The following is an 18,794-nucleotide window of genomic DNA, read 5'->3' on the forward strand; positions in this document are numbered from 1 at the left end:
GGCAGATCGCTTCACCAGGCGCGCTGCCACCACAGACGCCCGGCCGGATCCCGTGGGGGGAATCCGCACCGGGAAACAGGAAAGCGCCCCGACCGTCGACCCGTGGGGGGATCGGCGGCGGGGCGCTTTTCGCTTGGATGGGGCTAGCGCCCCGAAGGGGCGCGGGGAACTGCGCGACCAGCCACATGCGGCCCGCAGTTCCCGAAGAAGATCAGCGACCCTCGACCGGGACGAAGTCCCGAAGAACCTCGCCGGTGTAGATCTGGCGCGGGCGCCCGATACGGGATCCCGGCTCCTTGATCATCTCGTGCCACTGCGCGATCCAGCCCGGAAGCCGGCCCAGCGCGAACAGCACGGTGAACATCTCGGTCGGGAAGCCCATCGCGCGGTAGATGAGGCCCGTGTAGAAGTCCACGTTGGGGTAGAGCTTGCGCTCGACGAAGTAGTCGTCGGCCAGCGCGTGCTCTTCGAGCTTGAGCGCGATGTCGAGCAGCTCGTCGTCCTTGCCGAGAGCCGAAAGGACGTCGTGCGCCGCCGCCTTGATGATCTTCGCCCGGGGGTCGAAGTTCTTGTAGACGCGGTGCCCGAAGCCCATGAGCTTCACGCCGTCTTCCTTGTTCTTCACCTTGCGGATGAAGTTGTCGACGTCGCCGCCGTCCTGCTTGATGCCCTCGAGCATCTCCAGGACGGACTGGTTGGCGCCACCGTGCAGCGGGCCCCAGAGGGCCGAGATACCGGCGGAGATCGAGGCGAACATGTTCGCCTGCGACGAGCCCACCAGACGCACGGTGGAGGTCGAACAGTTCTGCTCGTGGTCCGCGTGCAGGATCAGGAGCTTGTCGAGCGCGGAGACGACGACCGGGTCGAGGTCGTACTCGGCGGCCGGCACCGAGAACGTCATGCGCAGGAAGTTCTCGACGTAGCCGAGGTCGTTGCGCGGGTAGACGACCGGGTGGCCCACGGACTTCTTGTAGGCGTACGCCGCGATCGTCGGAAGCTTGGCGAGAAGGCGGATCGTCGAGAGGTCGCGCTGCTCCTCGTCGAACGGGTTGTGGCTGTCCTGGTAGAACGTCGACAGCGCGCTGACCACGGACGACAGCATCGCCATCGGGTGGGCGTCGCGCGGGAAGCCGTCGTAGAACCGCTTGACGTCCTCGTGCAGCAGCGTGTGCTGCGTGATCTCGTTGTTGAAGCTGGCGAGCTCGTCGACCTTCGGCAGTTCGCCGTTGATCAGCAGGTACGCCACCTCGGTGAAGGTGGAGCGCTCGGCCAGCTGCTCGATCGGATAGCCGCGGTATCGCAGGATGCCCTGCTCGCCGTCGAGGTAGGTGATGGCGGATTTATAAGCGGCGGTGTTGCCATAGCCGCTGTCCAGGGTCACCAGACCGGTTTGGGCGCGGAGCTTCCCGATGTCGAAGCCCTTGTCGCCGACGGTCGAATCGATCACCGGGTAGGTGTACTCGCCATCGCCGTACCGCAGTACTACAGAGTTGTCGCTCACGTCATCCCTCACCGACGTTGTGCCTCTTCTTCGAGGTGCCCTGACTGTCTCTACCATCCCCCATTTGGCCCTGGAGAGTGCACTCGGGGTCGACCATTGGGCCTATTGGCGGCACTGAGTGCCGCCAACCTGCTCATCCTGCCCCGTTCGCCCTGGTTGCGGAAGTGCTCTGTGACCTTTCCTACTCGTTTGATCGATCAAAAGTTCCAGGGGCTGATCGGGGGGCGGATACACGGTTCGATCCGGTGCCGGATCCGGGGCTGGATCCGGGGCTGGATCCGGGGGTTGTGCCGCGGCCTCCGGCGAGCCGGAAGTCCAGGGCAGTACAGCGTCTGCCCGCTGAGACCGTTCGCACCGCTTGCCCCAGAGCTTTGCGCGAACCGACCAGGACGACCAGCTTCTTGGCGCGCGTGACCGCCGTATAGAGCAGATTCCGCTGGAGCATCATCCACGCGCTCGTGGTCACCGGGATGACCACCGCCGGATACTCGCTGCCCTGCGAGCGGTGGATGGTGACCGCGTACGCGTGCGCCAGTTCGTCCAGTTCGTCGAAGTCGTACGGAATCTCCTCGTCCTCGTCCGTCAGGACCATGAGCCGCTGCTCGTCGGAGTCGAGCGAGGTGACTACTCCGACGGTCCCATTGAAGACGCCGTTCTGCCCCTTCTCGTAGTTGTTGCGGATCTGGGTGACCTTGTCGCCGACGCGGAACACCCGGCCGCCGAACCGCTTCTCCGGTACGTCCGGTCTGCCTGGGGTGATGGCCTGCTGGAGCAGGCCGTTCAGGTTGCCCGCGCCCGCCGGGCCGCGGTGCATGGGCGCGAGGACCTGGATGTCGCGGCGCGGGTCGAGGCCGAACTTCGCCGGGATGCGGCGCGAGGCCACGTCCACCGTGACCCGTCCCGCGTCCTCGGTCTCGTCCTCCACGAAGAGGAAGAAGTCGGAGAGCCCCTGAGTGATGGGCGGTACCCCCGAGTTGATGCGGTGGGCGTTGGTGACGACGCCGGACTGCTGGGCCTGGCGGAAGATGTGGGTGAGCCGGACCGCCGGGATCGGGCTCTGCTCGCTGAGCATGTCGCGCAGGACCTCGCCCGCGCCGACGCTCGGCAGCTGGTCCACGTCTCCGACGAAGAGGAGATGCGCGCCGGGGGCCACGGCCTTCACCAGTTTGTTCGCCAGGAGCAGGTCCAGCATGGACGCCTCGTCGACCACCACGAGGTCGGCGTCGAGCGGCCGGTCCTTGTCGTACGCGGCGTCTCCTCCCGGCCTCAGCTCCAGGAGCCGGTGGACGGTGGAGGCCTCGGCTCCGGTCAGCTCCGCAAGGCGTTTGGCGGCGCGGCCCGTGGGGGCGGCGAGGACGACCTTGGCCTTCTTGGCGCGGGCGAGCTCCACGATGGAGCGGACGGTGAAGGACTTGCCGCAGCCGGGGCCGCCGGTGAGGACGGCGGCCTTCTGGGTCAGCGCGAGCCTGACCGCTGCCTCCTGCTCGGGGGCGAGGTCGGCGCCTGTGCGGGTGGCAAGCCAGGACAGGGCCTTGTCCCAGTCCACGTCCTGGAAGGCGGGCATGCGGTCCTCTCCGGTCCGCAGGAGGCGCAGGAGCTGGGCGGAGAGGGAGAGTTCCGCGCGGTGGAAGGGGACCAGGTAGACAGCGGTGACGGGCTCTTCCCCGTTGGGGCCCGGGACCGTCTCGCGTACGACGCCTTCGTCCTCCGCCGCCAGCTCCGCCAGGCAGTCGATGACCAGGCCCATGTCCACCTGGAGCAGCTTGACCGCGTCCGCGAGGAGGCGCTCCTCGGGGAGATAGCAGTTGCCCTGGTCGGTGGACTGGGACAGTGCGTACTGCAGGCCTGCCTTGACCCGTTCCGGGCTGTCGTGCGGGATGCCCACGGACTGGGCGATGCGGTCCGCGGTGAGGAAGCCGATACCCCAGACGTCGGCGGCCAGGCGGTAGGGCTCGTTCTTCACTATGGAGATGGAGGAGTCCGCGTACTTCTTGTAGATGCGGACGGCGATGGAGGTGGAGACGCCCACGCCCTGAAGGAAGACCATGACCTCCTTGATGGCCTTCTGTTCCTCCCAGGCCGCGGCGATCATCTTGGTGCGCTTCGGGCCGAGGCCGGGGACTTCGACGAGGCGCTTGGGTTCCTTCTCGATGATGTCGAGGGTGTCCACGCCGAAGTGGGTGGTGATGCGGTCGGCCATGACGGGGCCGATGCCCTTGATGAGGCCTGAGCCGAGGTAGCGGCGAATGCCCTGGATGGTGGCGGGGAGGAGGGTGGTGTAGTTCTCCACCGTGAACTGCTTGCCGTACTGCGCGTGGGAGCCCCAGCGGCCCTCCATGCGGAGGGATTCGCCTGCCTGCGCGCCGAGCAGTGCGCCTACGACGGTGAGGAGGTCGCCGCTGCCGCGGCCCGTGTCCACGCGGGCGACGGTGTAGCCGGTTTCCTCGTTGGCGTAGGTGATTCGCTCCAGGACGCCTTCGACGACTGTCCTGGGTGCTGCGGCTGCTGCGGCGGCGGGGCTCGACATGATCCGACGCTACCGGGTGGCGCTGACAGCGTGGGGGGCCTGTGGATAACTTCGCGGCCGGGCGCTGACGCCGGGCGCTGGACTCTGTGGAAAAACTTCGAGGGGGCCCGGTCCGTCGACCAGGCCCCCTCGGGTCTCCCCTCCCCTGTCAGTACTCCGCGATCCCCCCAGATCCCCCCTACGGAAGTCCCGACGCAAAGTACGACCCGCGTCGGGCGGGAAGGGTTGCACGGGCAAGGGCACGAGTTTTCCGAGTCGGCTTTTCAGGGTGCCGACGAAGTGGGGCAGAAGTAGCGTTTCACCCATGAGTGATGAAACTCCCAAGACCTCGTTGCAGAAAGACGTTCTCGAGGAACTCGGTGACGACAGACTTCAGGAGATCGCGGGGCTGCTGCACACGGATGCCGCGGGGGCGGAGGACGTGGTGAGCACCACGGTGACCTCGCTTTCGGGGAACCTGCGGGAGAGGGCCTCGGATCCCGCGGAGGCGGACGAGGTCAAGCAGGCCTTCGACGAGGCGGCGCCTCCTGCTCCGGCCCCGGCCCCGGCCCCGCAAGGGGTGGTCGGCTTCGGAGGGTTCGGGGGGCTCGCGGCGGGTGGGATGTTGTCCGGCATGCTGACGAAGATGAGCAGGCCGGTGGCGAACGCGGTAGCGAAGAAGACGGGCCTGCCGGTGGCTTCTGTGACCCGCGTGATCGAACTGCTGATCCCGGTGCTGTTGACGGTGCTGACGAGGCGGGCCTCGGCGTCGAAGCAGAAGGGGGCGGGCGGGGCTGCGGGGGGTGGGGGCCTCGGGGATCTGCTGGGTCAGATCCTGAGCGGCGGCAAGAAGTAGCTTCGAGCGAGCCCCGGGGCTCTGGGCGGCGTGCGGTGCTGCTCCGTCTGTGGGTGCGGGGCCGCGCCGGTATGTCCGTCCTCGCCATCGTCCGGTGGCCGATGGGCTACTGCGGCACCGGAGCGCCGCGAACCGTGCTCCGGGCGGAAATACCGACACACCCCCTCGCGAGCGCTGCCGACTGCAGCCAATCGGTCGTGCTGCGGGGCAATCGAGCGGCCGGGTGGGAAAGGCTCGTTCGTGAAGGGTGACGCTGCGGGGCAATCGGGCGGGTGGGCGGGAAAGGTTTGTTCGTTCAGGGCTGGATGCGGGGTGATCGGGCGGGTGGGTGGGAGAGGTTGTTCGTGGCGGGGGTGCTGCGGGGGACGCACCGCCCCCGCCGGCGCCCCGGGGGCGCACGTCACCCGCTCAAGCCCCCCGCAGGGGACCCGTACCGGAGGTACCCCCTCGCCGTCTCCGCCAGGAGCTCCTTGCCATCCCCCGCCCACAACGCCTCGTTGAACAGCTCCACCTCGATCGGGCCCCCGTACCCCGCCCCCTCCACGTACCCCCTCCACTCCCGCATGTCGATCGACCCCTCCCCCAGCTGGCCCCGCCCGTTCAGCACTCCCTCCGGCAACGGCGTGACCCAGTCCGCCATTTGGAAGGCGTGGAGGCGACCCCCGCGCCCCGCGCGGGCGATCTGCGCGGGGGCCTGGTCGTCCCACCACACGTGGTACGTGTCCACGCAGACCCCCACCTGATCCGCGGGGAAGCGTTCCGCCAGGTCCAGGGCCTGGGTCAGGGTGGAGACCACGCAGCGGTCCGAGGCGAACATCGGGTGGAGGGGCTCGATGGCCAGGCGGACCCCGCGCGATGCCGCGTAGGGGGCGAGTTCCGCCAGCGCGTCGGCGATTCGCTCCCGTGCCCCGCCCAGGTCCTTGCTGCCGGCCGGTAGCCCTCCGGAGACCAGGACCAGCGTGTCCGTACCGAGCGTCGCCGCCTCGTCGATCGCCGCCCTGTTGTCCTCGATGGCCTTCACGCGCGCGTGCGGGTCGATCTCGGTGAAGAAGCCGCCCCGGCAGAGGGTGGTGACGGTCAGACCCGCGTCGCGCATGAGCTTGGCGGTCTTCTCGATTCCGTACGACTGGACCGGCGCTCGCCAGAGGCCGATCCCCGGGATGCCCAAATCCGTGCAGGCCGCGACCAGTTCGGGCAGTGACAGCTGCTTGACCGTCATCTGGTTGATGGAGAAACGCGCCAGGGCCTCGGTCATTGCGGGACTCCGTAGACAGTGAGCAGGTTCTTCATGCGGGACTCGGCGAGCGTCGGGTCCGGGAACAGGCCCAAGGCGTCCGCCAGTTCGTATGCCCGGGACAGGTGCGGCAGCGAACGCGCCGACTGGAGGCCGCCCACCATCGTGAAGTGTTCCTGGTGGCCCGCCAGCCACGCCAGGAACACCACGCCCGTCTTGTAGAAGCGGGTGGGCGGCTGGAAGAGGTGGCGGGAGAGTTCGACCGTGGGGTCGAGGCAGGCGCGGAACCCCTTCGTGTCACCGGTGTCGAGCAACCGCACCGCCTCCGCCGCCAGCGGAGCCAGCGGGTCGAAGATGCCCAGCAGAGCGTGGCTGAAGCCCCGGTCGTCGCCCGCGATCAGCTCGGGGTAGTTGAAGTCGTCGCCCGTGTAGCAGCGGACGCCGTCCGGTAGGCGGCGGCGCAGGGCGATCTCGCGCTCCGGGTCGAGGAGGGAGATCTTGATGCCGTCGACCTTGTCGGGGTGCGCGGCGATGACCTCCAGGAAGGTGTCGGTCGCCGCGTCCAAGTCCTCGCTCCCCCAGTAGCCCGTGAGCGCCGGGTCGAACATCGGGCCGAGCCAGTGCAGGATCACCGGCTCGCTCGCCTGACGGAGAAGGTGGCCGTACGTCGACAGATAGTCATCCGGCGACGTGGCCGCCGCGGCGAGCGCCCGCGAGGCCATGAGGATCACCTGGGCTCCGCTCGCCTCGACCAGGGCCAGCTGCTCCTCGTACGCGGCGACGACCGTCGGCAGGTCGGCCGGCGCCGTGAGCTGGTCCGTTCCGACGCCGCAGGCGATGGCGCCGCCGACCGACTTCGCCTCCGCCGCCGAGCGTTCGATCAGTTCCGCCGCGCCCTTCCAGTCAAGGCCCATGCCCCGCTGGGCCGTGTCCATCGCCTCGGCCACGCCCAGGCCCTGCGCCCACAGATGGCGGCGGAAGGCGAGCGTCGCGTCCCAGTCGACGGCCGCCGGGGAGTCCGGGGAGACGTCGGCGCGGGGGTCCGCGACCACGTGTGCTGCCGAGAAGACCGTGCGGGAGGTGAGTGGGGTGGACGCGGCCAGGCTGACCGCAGGGGTGCGGTTGGGCTCGTACGCGTACGTCGTGCCGTCCGGGCCGGGAAGCAGAACCGTCACTGGGCGATCTCCGGAACCTCGATGCGGCGGCCCTCCGCTGAGGACTTCAGGCCCAGTTCGGCGAGCTGCACGCCGCGCGCGCCCGCGTGCAGGTCCCAGTGGTAGGGCGCGTCCGCGTACACGTGCTTCAGGAACAGTTCCCACTGCGCCTTGAAGCCGTTGTCGAACTCCTGGTTGTCGGGGATCTCCTGCCACTGGTCGCGGAAGGAGTGGGTGGCGGGCAGGTCGGGGTTCCAGACCGGCTTCGGGGTGGAACCGCGGTGCTGTACGCGGCAGTTGCGCAGGCCCGCGACCGCAGAGCCCTCCGTGCCGTCCACCTGGAACTCGACCAGTTCGTCGCGGTTGACGCGGACCGTCCAGGAGGAGTTGATCTGCGCGATCGCGCCGCCTTCGAGTTCGAAGATGCCGTACGCGGCGTCGTCCGCCGTCGCGTCGTAGGGCTTGTCCTGCTCGTCCCAGCGCTGCGGGATGTGCGTCGCCGTCAGCGCCTGGACGGTGCGTACGCGGCCGAACAGCTCGTGCAGTACGTACTCCCAGTGCGGGAACATGTCGACGACGATGCCGCCGCCGTCCTCGGCGCGGTAGTTCCAGGACGGGCGCTGGGCGCTCTGCCAGTCGCCTTCGAAGACCCAGTAGCCGAACTCGCCCCGGATGGAGAGGATCCGGCCGAAGAAGCCGCCGTCGATGAGGCGCTTGAGCTTGAGCAGGCCCGGCAGAAAGAGCTTGTCCTGGACCACGCCGTGCTTGATGCCGGCGGACTCGGCCAGGCGGGCCAGTTCGAGGGCCGCGGCGAGGCTGGTCGCGGTCGGCTTCTCCGTGTAGATGTGCTTGCCCGCGGCGATGGCCCGCTTGAGTGACTCCTCGCGCGCGGAGGTGACCTGCGCGTCGAAGTAGATGTCGACGGCTGGGTCGGCGAGGACCGCGTCCAGGTCGGTCGAGACGTTCTTCTCGGGGTCGAGTCCGTGGCGCTCCGCGATGTCCCGCAGCGCGTGCTCCCTGCGGCCGACGAGGACCGGCTCGGGCCACAGCACCGTGCCCTCGGCGTCGCCCAGGGGGAGTCCGCCCTGCTCACGCAGGGCGAGCAGGGATCGGACGAGGTGCTGGCGGTAGCCCATTCGTCCCGTCACACCGTTCATGGCGATGCGCACCGTCTTGCGAGTCACAGCAGTCCCTCCGTACGCCGTAGGCGCATAGCAAGCGCTTTCTATCACTGGAGAAGCTAGCCTGCCGCACAAGGTTCGGACAAGAGCTTCGGACCAGCGAGCCGTGACCGGAGGACGACGAGATGACCGTGACCTTGGCGGACGTGGCGGCCCTCGCCCAGGTCTCCCCCGCTACCGTCTCCCGGGTACTGAACGGCAACTACCCGGTGGCCGCGGCCACCCGGGAGCGCGTGCTGCGGGCCGTGGACGACCTCGACTACGTACTCAACGGGCCCGCGAGTTCGCTCGCCGCGGCCACCTCCGACCTGGTCGGCATCCTCGTGAACGACATCGCCGACCCCTTTTTCGGGATCATGGCGGGCGCCGTCCAGTCCGAGATCGGCGGTCCCGGCGGGCGCGCCGGCGGCGAGCGGATGGCCGTGGTCTGCAACACGGGCGGCTCCCCGGAGCGCGAACTCACCTATCTGACGCTGCTGCAACGCCAGCGCGCCGCCGCGGTCGTCCTGACCGGCGGCGCCCTGGAAGATCCCGGGCACGCGGCGGCGATGTCCGCGAAGCTGGCGCGGCTCGCCGACGCGGGCACCCGGATCGTGCTGTGCGGACGGCCGCCGCTGGTGGACTCGGACGCGGCGACGGCCACGCTCACCTTCGACAACCGCAACGGGGGCCGACGGCTCACCGAGCATCTGCTGAACCTGGGGCACCGCAGGATCGGCTACGTGGCGGGCCCCAGGGAGCGCACGACCACGCGGCACCGGCTCGAAGGCCACAGGGACGCGCTCGCGGCTGCCGGGGGCAAGGGCGACCAGGACGAACTGACCGTCCACGGCCCCTACACCCGGCAGTCTGGCTACGAAGCCACCCTCGAACTCCTGCGCCGCTCACCGGACTTGACCGCCATCGTGGCCGCCAACGACACGGTGGCCCTGGGCGCGGCGGCGGCCCTGCGCGAGCGCGGCCTGCGCATTCCCGAGGACATCTCGGTGGCGGGCTTCGACGACCTGCCCTTCTCGGTGGACGCCGTCCCCGCCCTGACGACCGTACGACTGCCGCTGCACGAGGCGGGCGCCCGCGCGGGCCGCCTCGCCACGGGCGCGGAGGCGCCGCCGCCCGGGGGCGTGGCGACGATCGGGGCCGAGCTGATGGTGCGGGGGTCTACGGCGCCGCCGTGTCGGTGAGGGCTTGATGTCGTTGACATCACCGGGGAAGGGGAGGCCCACCGCCATGGCCATGGATGCACCGAGCGCCTGGGACGTACTGGACGGCGTCGATTTTCCCCGCGGCTACCGCGTCGAGATCACCGACGGGAAGATCATCATGACGCCGCGAAGTGAGTACCAGTGGGACGTCATCATTGAGGCCGCCCCGCAGATCGAACAGCAGCTCGCCCGTCGCGGAGCCACCCTCTCGAACGTCATGATCGACTTCCCCTCCAGCCAGTACGGCTACGCGCCCGACCTCGCGATCGTCGCCCCCGGAGCCGAGCGCAACAGTCGCGGCCGCTTCGAGTGGCACAGCCTGGAGGCGGTCATCGAAGTCGTCTCGCGGAGCAGCCGGGACAACGACTTCGCCAAGAAGTTCCACCTCTACGCGGAATGCGGCATCCCCCTCTACGTGGTCATCGACCCCGAGGACGGCGTCTGCACCGTCCACCGCGGCCCGACCGGGACCGGGACCTACGAGGACGCGACGAAGACCCCCTTCGGCCAGGACCTGGTCCTGCCTCTCCAGGGGCGCGACATCACCATCACGACGGACGGCTTCCCGAAGGCCGGAGACCTGGACTGACCTGAGCCCGCGTTCCCGGACACGGCAAGGCGTGGCCATCGAGCGCGGCGCGGCGTACCGTTGACTCAGTCAAAGGTGAACCAGTCCGATGGTCTCCGGAGTGACTCCATGCCGCATGCCGCCCCCGACGCTCCCATCCGTGACATCCGCGCCTTCAACCGCTTCTACACCAACCTCATCGGTGCCCTCGACTACAGCCGCCACACCTACGTCCCGTACACCCTCACCGAGTCCCGCGTCATCTACGAACTCGCCCACTCGACGCGCACCGACGCGGCCGACCTGCGGGCCGAACTGACCCTCGATGCCGGGTACTTGAGCCGCCTCCTCGGCAAGTTCGAGAAGGCCGGGCTCGTCGAGCGTGCTCCCTCCGCGCGTGATCCGCGGCGCCAGAGCATCACGCTCACCGCCCGGGGGCGCGAGGCCGCAGCGCTCCTTGACGAGCGGTCGAGCGAGGCGGTCGGGTCGTTGCTCTCCACCGTGGCGCCCGACCAGCGCAGCCGGCTCGCCGAGGCCATGCGGACCGTGCGGAAGATCCTGGAGGAGGGCAGGGTCACGCAGACCCCCGAGGTGGTTCTTCGGGAGCCCGGGGCCGGGGATCTCGGGTGGATCGTGCAGCGCAACGCCGCCCTGTACGCCGCCGAGTACGGGTTCAACGCCGACTACGAAGGCCTGGTCGCCCGCATCATCGCCGACTTCGCCGAGGATCACGACCCCCACCTGGAGCGGGTGTGGATCGCCGAGCTCGACGGGCGGCCCGTGGGGTGCGTGATGTGCGTACGCGACGAGGCGCCGGGGACAGCCAGGCTGCGGCTGCTGCTCGTGGAGCCGGACGCGCGGGGGCACGGCATCGGGGCGCGGCTGGTCGGCGCCTGCGTCGACTTCGCCCGCGAGGTGGGCTATCGCGAGATGGTCCTGTGGACCAACGACATCCTCGGCTCGGCCCGCGCCATCTACCAGCGGCACGGTTTCGTCCTCGTCGACGAGAAACCGCACCGCTCGTTTGGAGTCGATCTCTTGGGGCAGGACTGGTGGCTGCCCCTAGGGTCGGAGTCATGAAACTCGCCTTCTCCACGCTCGGCGTACCCGGACTCCCGATCGCCGACGTGCTGCGTCTCGCCACCACCCACGGCTACGACGGCGTCGAACTGCGCGCGCACCCCGAAGAGCCGGTCCACCCTGGGCTCGGGCTGACCGAGCGCGCCGATGTGGCCGCCCAGTTCAAGGCCGCGGGCGTCGAGATCCTCGGTGTCGCCGGGTACGCGCGCGTGGCCGCGCCCGGTGACGACGAACCCGTCCTCGAAGACATACGGTCCCTGCTCACCCTCGCCCGTGACCTGGGCGCCCCCTTCATCCGCGTCTTCCCCGGCGGCGGCACCGAACAGAGCGCGGATGAGGCCGACGCGACGGCCGCCCGGCGGCTCGGTACCGCGGCCGAGTACGCCGCCGACTACGGCGTACGCATCCTCCTGGAGACCCACGACTCGCACCGCACCGGCGCCGCCGCGACCCGCGTGCTCGGCGCGGTCGGCCACCGGCACCTGGGCGCCCTGTGGGACGTGATGCACACCTGGCTCGGCGGCGAGTCCCCCGCCGAGAGCCACGCGGCGCTCGGGCCGTACCTCGGCTACGTACAGGTGAAGGACATCGCGTCGGCCGACGACACGACGCCGCTGGGCCTCGGCGAGGGAGTCCTGCCGCTCGCCGAGTGCGTGGACGTGCTGCTCAGCGAGGAGCGGCGGAACGGCTGGCTGTGCTGGGAGTACGAGAAGCGGTGGTACGAGGACGCGGCGCCGCTTCCTGAACTCCTCGGCCCGGGGCGGGACTTCCTGTCGCGGCTGCTGAACCGCGACGCCTGACACCGGCCAGGGACGTCAGTCCCACGCCGCCCACGAGCAGCGCCGCCGCGCACCACCCCAGCGGGCTCACCGACTCGTCGAGGAAGAGCGCCGCCGACGACATCCCGAACACCGGGACCAGGAGGGAGAAGGGAGCCACCGTCGACGCGGGGTGGCGGCGCAGCAGATAGCCCCAGGCGCCGAAGCCGAAGACCGTCGTGATCCAGGCGACGTAGACGATGATGCCCGCGCCCTGCCAGTCCAGTGAGCGCAGGGCGGCGAGGTCCGCCGACGGGCCCTCGAAGAGCAGCGAGATCCCGAGCAGCGGCAGGACCGGGACCGTGCTCACCCACACCATGAAGTTCAGCGCGTCCGGCGGGGACGCCTTGCGGGTCAGGACGTTGGAGGCGCCCCAGCAGGCCGCGGCGCCGATCAGCAGGGCGAAGGCCGTGAGCGGGCCCGCCTCGCCCTCGTCGACCGCGGCGACGGCGATGCCCGCCAGGGCAATCAGCATGCCCAACGTCCGTACGCGGCCCGGTCGTTCACCGAGGGCCACGAAGGCGAAGAGGGCCGTGAACACCGCCTGGATCTGGAGGACCAGGGACGAGACCCCGGCGGGCATCCCCGCGTCCATGCCGATGAACAGCAGGCTGAACTTGGCCACCCCCAGGACGAGTCCGACCCCGATGATCCACTTCCAGGCCACCTTGGGCCGCCCCACGAAGAAGACCGCGGGCAGCGCCGCCACCAGGAAGCGCAGGGCGGAGAAGAGCAGCGGCGGGAAGTGGTCGAGGCCCACCTCGATGACGACGAAGTTGACGCCCCATACGGCGGTGACGAGGACGGCCAGAAGGACATGTGCGGGTCGCATGCGTCGAGGATCACCCGGCGCGACCATGTAGGACCAGCGCGGATCTCTGCATGATGGGATGAAGCAACGCTGATGAATGGGGTGGCTCTCACGTGCTCGATCTCGCTCGGCTCCGCGCTCTGCACGCCGTATCCGTGCACGGCACGGTCGGCGCCGCCGCCACCGCGCTCGGCTACACCCCCTCCGCCGTCTCCCAGCAGATAGCCAAGCTGGAGCGCGAGACCCGCACCACTCTCCTCGAACGGCGGGGCAGGGGTGTCGCGCTCACCGAGGAGGCGCGCCATCTCGCGGCCACCGCGCAGGAGTTGATGGCGATCGTGGAGCGCGCGGAGACGGAGCTCGAAGAGCGGCGCGGGGTGCCCGCGGGGCGCCTGTCCATCGCCGCGTTCGCCTCGGCGGCGCGTGGCCTGCTGCCGGGTGTGCTCGCGGATCTCGCGCGTCGGCATCCCGCGCTCGACGCCCGGATGTCGGAGATCGACCCGCATCTCTCCGTGGACCTGGTGGCCAAGGGCGCGGTGGACATGGCGGTCGTGCACGACTGGGACATCGCGCCGCTGCCGGCGCCTCCCGGCGTCGAACAGGCCGTCATCGGCGACGACTACTGCGACCTCGTCGTACCCGCGGGCCACCGGCTCGCGGGGCGGGATTCCGTGCGCCGCGAGGAGTTGAAGGGCGAGCGGTGGATCACGCAGCCGCCGGGTCTTGTCTGCCACGAGTGGCTGGTCCGTACGCTCCGGGAGGCGGGCTGCGAGCCGGACATCGCGCACATGGCGGAGGAGAACCCCACCCTGGTCGCGCTGGTCGCCGCGGGGCTCGGCATCGCGCTGATCCCTCGCCTGGGCAGGGGCCCGATACCGGACGGCGCGGTCACGGTGCGGCTGGATCCGCTGCCGGTGCGGCGGCTGTACGCGCTGTGGCGGGCGGGAGCGTCACGGCGCCCCGCGATCGCCGAGACGGTCCGAACGCTGCAGGCGCGGTGGCCGGAGGCGGCGGGGGTCCGGGGGCGGCCGGAAGCCGGGGGGATTGGCGGCACGGGGTCCGACGCCACGGAACCCCACACCACGGAACCCCACACCACGGAGCCCAACGCCACGCGACCCAACGCCACGGAACCCAACGCCACGGAACCCCGCACCACGGAGCCCAACGCCACGCGGCCCGCCGGTGCGGAACCCCGCACCCCAGAGCCCAACGCCACGGAACCCCGCACCACAGAGCCCCCTCTCGTGACGGCGGGGCGCCCCCACTGACCCCCCACCACCCCCACCCGCACCACTTTCCGGAAAACGCCCCCAGCGGGGAACCCCCGCACGCGGACCGGCGTCCAAGCAGCGTGCTGCCGGGTGAGTCTCCGCGAGGCGGTGTCGGCATCGCTGCTGGCTGCGAACGCTGACCACCCTCTCTGCCGCCTGCGGCCGACAGCATGCCGTCACCGGTGCGCCCCCCTTCAACAGCGCCGGTGACGGCCCCTCTCTCCGCCCCGCTTCTTCACCACGGCTGCCCGGTCCCTTGACTGGCAGAAATCTTCGGGATATCCGTGAATCTCGGAAAGTTTCCTTCAGCCGGTTTCCCCAGCCCGGCTCCGGTCCGGCTTCCGCCCCCGAAGGAGCACACATGTCCCACCGAAACGCATCGAGACGCACGCTGCTCACCGCCACGGCCGTCGCCGCCACGGCGCTCGCCGCCCCGGCCGCCCGCGCGGCGGGCAGCGGCGACCAGGGCCGGGCCCGCGACCGGAAGCTGCGCGAGCTCATCTCCCGTATGAGCATCGAGGAGAAGGTCGGCCAGCTCTTCGTGATGCATGTGTACGGTCACTCCGCCACGGAGCCCGACCAGGCGGACATCGACGCCAACCTGGAGGAACTCGGCGTACGCACCGCCGCGGACGCGGTCGCCAAGTACCACCTCGGCGGCATCATCTACTTCGGCTGGGCCCACAACACCCGCGCCCCGCACCAGATCGCCGACCTCTCGAACGGCATCCAGCGCGCCGCCCTCACCCCCGACGCCCCGGAGCAGTCCCCCACCGCCCGCATCCCGCTGCTCATCTCGACCGACCAGGAGCACGGCGCCGTGGCCCGCGTCGGCATCCCCGCCACGCTGCTTCCGGGCGCGATGGCCCTGGGCGCCGCGGGCTCGCAGGCCACCGCGCGCAAGGCCGCCCGCATCGCCGGCACCGAACTGCGCGCCCTCGGCATCCGGCAGAACTACGCCCCGGTCGCCGACGTGAACGTCAATCCCGCCAACCCCGTCATCGGCGTACGCTCCTTCGGCTCCGACCCCGAAGCGGTCGCCGGCCTGGTCGCCGCGCAGGTCAAGGGTTATCAGGGCGCGGACATCGCCTCGACCGCCAAGCACTTCCCCGGGCACGGCGACACCAAGGACGACAGCCACTCGCAGCTGCCTTACATCCACCACACCCGCGAGCAGTGGGAGACGCTCGACGCCCCGCCGTTCCGCGCGGCGGTGGCCGCGGGCATCGACTCGATCATGACCGCGCACATCGTGGTCCCCGCCCTCGACCCCGCCGAGGACCCGGCCACCCTCTCCCACCCCATCCTCACCGGCATCCTGCGCGAGGAACTCGGCTATGACGGCGTCGTCGTCACGGACTCGCTCGGCATGCAGGGCGTCCGCACGAAGTACGGCGACGACCGCGTGCCGGTGCTCGCCCTGAAGGCGGGCGTCGACCAGCTCCTGAACCCGCCGAAGCCGGAGATCGCCTGGAACGCGGTGCTCCAGGCCGTGCGGGATGGCGAGTTGACGGAGGAGAGGCTCGACGCGTCGCTGCTGCGCATCCTGCGTCTCAAGGCGAAACTCGACCTGTTCTCCGACCCCTACGTCACCTCGCGCGGCGTCGACCGTACGGTCGGCACCCGCGCGCACCTCGCCGCCGCCGACCGGATCGCCGAGGAGACGACGACGCTGCTCCTGAACAAGGACGGGCTGCTCCCGCTGTCGCGGCGTACGCGACGGAACGTACTCGTGGTGGGCGCGGACCCGGCGTCACCGTCGGGGACGACAGGACCGCCGACGACCATTCTGGGGCGTGAGCTGACGGACCTCGGCTTCTCGCCGACGGTGCTGCCGACGGGCACCGCCCCCTCCGCCGCGAAGATCGCCGAAGCGGTGGCCGCCGCCGCGGGCAAGGACGCGGTGCTCGTGGGCACGTACAACGTCGGGGCGGGCAGCGCGCAGGTCGCCCTGGTGCGGGCGCTGGTCGCCACCGGCGTCCCCGTCATCGCACTGGCGATCCGCAACCCGTACGACGTGGCACGCCTGCCCGCGGTGGGCGCGTCGCTGGCCGCGTACTGCTGGACGGATGTCGAACTGCGCGCCGCGGTACGGGTGATCGCGGGGCGCGCCGAGCCGCACGGACGGCTGCCCGTGCCGGTGCAGCGGGCGGACGATCCGGCGCAGGTGCTGTACCCGGTCGGGTACGGCCTGACGTACTGATCCGTACGCAGCGCCCCCGGTTCACCCCCTCCACCTGACCCAAAGCCCCCCGCGCACCTGGCGTGCGCCCGCTCCGGCGGGCCACGCTGGGTGCACAATCGGGGGGTTTGCCATGCTTGCCATGCTTGCCGTGTTTGGCAGGACGACAGCGCTGCCGCTGCTCGCGGTGGTGGCGTTGCTCGGCGGGGTGACGGGGTGCCAGAAGTCGGACGATCCGGGGCCGGGTTCGTCGGGGCGGCTCGACGGCCGCGAGCCGTCCGCTTCGGTGTCGTCAGGGCACGGCGCGGTCTTCCTCGCCGTGGACGAGTGCGGTTCACGGGGGCGCGAGACCTACGCGGAGGTGCCGTGCACGAGCGAGCGGGCCGCGGCGCGCGTCATCGCCCGCTACGACGGCAAGGTCACGGAGGGCCCCTCCTGCCCGGCACGCACGGACTTCGTCCTGCACATCAGCGAGGACCGGCCCGCGGCGGAGGAGAACGGGAACGGGGCGGTGCCGCGGGGTTACGCCTGCATGCGGAACCTGGAGGAGCCGCATCCCGGGGACCCCGGGGGCGGGGGCGGGCCCCGGACGGTCGTCGGGGACTGCGTCTACAGCGCGGGGCGGGGCGAGGTGCGGGAGACCGCGTGCGACGGGTCGGGCGCGAAGGCCCCGGAGTACCGGGTGACGGTGGCCGTCTCGGAGCGGGCCCTGTGCCCCGACGCGACGCAGTTGTACGTATCGCTGGGGGGCGGGAAGCCGGTGGGGTGCGCGGTGCGGGTGTGAGCGCCGGACGGGCGGTGAACAGCCCGTCCGGCGTTTGAGGACGAACCCGGCGAAGCCGGTGATCAACGGCGCCCTACGGCCGCAGAGTCAGCTGCTTCCGCTCGTCCTTGCGGTCGAGCTTCGCGTCGTACGGAGCCAGCGGCTTGGGAGAAGCCGAGGTGGAGACACCCGCCCAGGCCTGGATCCGCTCCGTCGCCTTCGCCTTCTCGGCAGGGACGAGGCCCGCGACGTTCGCGCCGTGGTTGGCCCCCGGCGCGGTGAAGACGTACGAGTCGTGCTTCGCGCCCTTGGCGGGGCGGAACGGCTCGGCGCCCCACGGGTCGTTCGCGCCGTAGACGTACAGCATGCGCTGGGAGTTGTGCCGCACCCAGCGGTCGACGTCCTTCATGGCGCCCGACTGGAACTTCATCGGGATGTCGCGCGGCACGAAGTTGCGCGGCGGCTGGTAGCCGTAGCGGCTCAGGTCGCCGAGCCAGGGCTGGGTGATGTCGGGCGAGCCCAGCTGCGTACCGGCCTGGTAGTAGTACGGCGTGTACGGGGTCAGGCCCTGGTCGGCGTAGGAGGACCAGCCGCCCACCGCGTCGATGTAGTCGAAGATCACCTGGTCCGAGGCGGACTTGGCGTCGGGGACGTCCGCGCACGCGGACTCCGGCTGGTACTGCCAGAAGCCCCACACCATGTCGAGGACGACCGCCTCGTACGCCTTGTCGAGGTTGCCGACCGTCTTGAAGGTGTAGCCGCCGGCCTCGGCGAACGCGGCGTACTTCTTCTCCAGCGGCTCACGGCGCACGAGCGCCTCGCGCTGGACGGCCTCCAGCTTGGCGCGGCACTCCTTGGTGCCGACCGTCTTGAAGAACTCGTCGTAGGCCGAGTCCTCCTTGTTCACCACGTCGTTGGGGGCGACGTACGCGACGACGCCGTCCATGTCACGCGGGTAGAAGCGCTCGTAGTACGTGGCGGTCATGCCGCCCTTCGAGCCGCCGGTCGCCACCCACTTCTTGTCGTAGATCGGCTTGAGCGCCTTGAAGATGCGGTGCTGGTCGCTCGCGGCCTGCCAGATGTCGAGCTTGGACCAGTCGGCGGGCTCGGGGCGGGACGGCGTGAAGTAGCGGTACTCCAGGGAGACCTGGTTGCCGTCGATGATCCGCGTCGGCTCGCTGCGGCTGGGGTTGGTGGAGACTCCGTAGCCGCTGGTGAAGAAGGCCGTCGGGCGGGCGGTGTCCTTGTGGAGCACCGTCAGGCGCTGCTTGAAGGTGCCCTTGGAGGGGTGCCGGTGATCGACCGGCTGGGTGTAGTTGAGGACGAAGTAGCGGTAGCCGGCATAGGGCTTCTCTTCGATCAGGCTCATGCCCGGTATCGCGAGGAGCCGGTCCTTGATGTCGGTCGCCGTGCTGTCCGTCGACTTGCTGTCGGTGGCCCGCGGCTCGGCGGCGGTGGCCGCCCCTGCCGCGCTCACTGTGCCCGCGGAGCCGATGCCTATCAGCACCACGAGCGACAGCAGCCATCTGAGCGCCTTGCGCATGCACTCTCCCCTTGTGTTCACGGTTGCGTCCGCCGGAACTTATCGGAGCAACTCGCTCACTACTAGGGGCTCTTGCGTCACACCAGGACGCAGTACGGCACAAATGCGGGCAGGTGCCTCA

The 18,794-nt window shown here is 70.3% G+C and carries 13 protein-coding genes and 2 pseudogenes; 8 read left to right on the top strand and 7 right to left on the bottom strand.

Going from position 1 to position 18,794, the window contains the following annotated elements; translation table 11 throughout:
* Positions 1-211: 211 nt before the first annotated feature.
* Positions 212-1,558, bottom strand: coding sequence for a citrate synthase (locus ACGFX9_RS05205; RefSeq protein ID WP_393464778.1), 1,347 nt, complete (start codon positions 1,556-1,558; stop codon positions 212-214).
* Positions 1,559-1,682: 124 nt separating this feature from the next.
* Positions 1,683-4,028 carry an ATP-dependent RecD-like DNA helicase gene (locus ACGFX9_RS05210; RefSeq protein WP_393464781.1) on the bottom strand — a complete coding sequence of 782 codons (2,346 nt, stop codon included), beginning with the start codon at positions 4,026-4,028 and terminating at the stop codon, positions 1,683-1,685.
* Positions 4,029-4,332: 304 nt separating this feature from the next.
* Here ACGFX9_RS05210 and ACGFX9_RS05215 point away from each other — a divergent pair, with 304 nt between their 5' ends.
* Positions 4,333-4,863: a DUF937 domain-containing protein gene (locus ACGFX9_RS05215; RefSeq protein ID WP_393464784.1), complete on the top strand. Its 531-nt coding sequence runs from the start codon at positions 4,333-4,335 to the stop codon at positions 4,861-4,863.
* A gap of 400 nt (positions 4,864-5,263) precedes the next feature.
* Here ACGFX9_RS05215 and ACGFX9_RS05220 read toward each other — a convergent pair whose 3' ends face one another.
* From ACGFX9_RS05220 to ACGFX9_RS05230, 3 genes are read right to left on the bottom strand one after another with little or no spacing between them, the layout of a single operon-like run.
* Complete coding sequence (locus tag ACGFX9_RS05220; protein ID WP_393464787.1) at positions 5,264-6,118, bottom strand: sugar phosphate isomerase/epimerase family protein; 855 nt, start codon at positions 6,116-6,118, stop codon at positions 5,264-5,266.
* The gene (locus ACGFX9_RS05225) at positions 6,115-7,272 is read right to left on the bottom strand and encodes a dihydrodipicolinate synthase family protein (protein ID WP_393464789.1); all 1,158 of its coding nucleotides are present in this window, start codon (positions 7,270-7,272) and stop codon (positions 6,115-6,117) included. The genes ACGFX9_RS05220 and ACGFX9_RS05225 overlap by 4 nt, the downstream gene beginning before the upstream one ends.
* Positions 7,269-8,435: a Gfo/Idh/MocA family protein gene (locus ACGFX9_RS05230; protein WP_393464792.1), complete on the bottom strand. Its 1,167-nt coding sequence runs from the start codon at positions 8,433-8,435 to the stop codon at positions 7,269-7,271. The genes ACGFX9_RS05225 and ACGFX9_RS05230 overlap by 4 nt, the downstream gene beginning before the upstream one ends.
* Positions 8,436-8,557: 122 nt before the next feature.
* On the opposite strand from ACGFX9_RS05230, the gene ACGFX9_RS05235 reads away from it, so the two are divergent.
* The 4 genes and pseudogenes from ACGFX9_RS05235 to ACGFX9_RS05250 form a co-directional block, all read left to right on the top strand.
* Positions 8,558-9,613 (top strand): LacI family DNA-binding transcriptional regulator, encoded by a 1,056-nt coding sequence (locus tag ACGFX9_RS05235; protein ID WP_393464795.1) that lies wholly within the window; start codon positions 8,558-8,560, stop codon positions 9,611-9,613.
* 46 nt (positions 9,614-9,659) lie between these two features.
* On the top strand, positions 9,660-10,223 hold the full coding sequence (locus ACGFX9_RS05240) for a Uma2 family endonuclease (protein WP_393464798.1): 564 nt from the start codon (positions 9,660-9,662) through the stop codon (positions 10,221-10,223).
* Between the two features lie 108 nt (positions 10,224-10,331).
* Positions 10,332-11,282 carry a GNAT family N-acetyltransferase gene (locus ACGFX9_RS05245; protein WP_393464801.1) on the top strand — a complete coding sequence of 317 codons (951 nt, stop codon included), beginning with the start codon at positions 10,332-10,334 and terminating at the stop codon, positions 11,280-11,282.
* Positions 11,279-11,995, top strand: a pseudogene (locus ACGFX9_RS05250) (sugar phosphate isomerase/epimerase family protein); the annotation flags it as partial. The gene ACGFX9_RS05245 and the pseudogene ACGFX9_RS05250, both read left to right, overlap by 4 nt.
* Here ACGFX9_RS05250 and ACGFX9_RS05255 read toward each other — a convergent pair.
* On the bottom strand, positions 11,949-12,932 hold the full coding sequence (locus tag ACGFX9_RS05255) for an EamA family transporter (protein WP_393464804.1): 984 nt from the start codon (positions 12,930-12,932) through the stop codon (positions 11,949-11,951). The pseudogene ACGFX9_RS05250 and the gene ACGFX9_RS05255 sit on opposite strands and share 47 nt — an antisense overlap.
* Positions 12,933-13,024: 92 nt before the next feature.
* On the opposite strand from ACGFX9_RS05255, the pseudogene ACGFX9_RS05260 reads away from it, so the two are divergent.
* The 3 genes and pseudogenes from ACGFX9_RS05260 to ACGFX9_RS05270 form a co-directional block, all read left to right on the top strand.
* A pseudogene (locus tag ACGFX9_RS05260) lies at positions 13,025-13,933 on the top strand (LysR family transcriptional regulator); the annotation flags it as partial.
* Positions 13,934-14,546: 613 nt separating this feature from the next.
* Positions 14,547-16,388 (top strand): glycoside hydrolase family 3 protein, encoded by a 1,842-nt coding sequence (locus ACGFX9_RS05265; protein WP_393464807.1) that lies wholly within the window; start codon positions 14,547-14,549, stop codon positions 16,386-16,388.
* Positions 16,389-16,509: 121 nt separating this feature from the next.
* Complete coding sequence (locus ACGFX9_RS05270; protein ID WP_393464810.1) at positions 16,510-17,151, top strand: hypothetical protein; 642 nt, start codon at positions 16,510-16,512, stop codon at positions 17,149-17,151.
* A gap of 73 nt (positions 17,152-17,224) precedes the next feature.
* On the opposite strand, the gene ACGFX9_RS05275 is transcribed toward ACGFX9_RS05270, so the two are convergent.
* Positions 17,225-18,673 carry a S28 family serine protease gene (locus tag ACGFX9_RS05275; protein WP_393464813.1) on the bottom strand — a complete coding sequence of 483 codons (1,449 nt, stop codon included), beginning with the start codon at positions 18,671-18,673 and terminating at the stop codon, positions 17,225-17,227.
* Positions 18,674-18,794: the final 121 nt, after the last annotated feature.

This window comes from Streptomyces sp. NPDC048436 (assembly GCF_043200355.1).
Classification (GTDB): Bacteria; Actinomycetota; Actinomycetes; order Streptomycetales; family Streptomycetaceae; genus Streptomyces.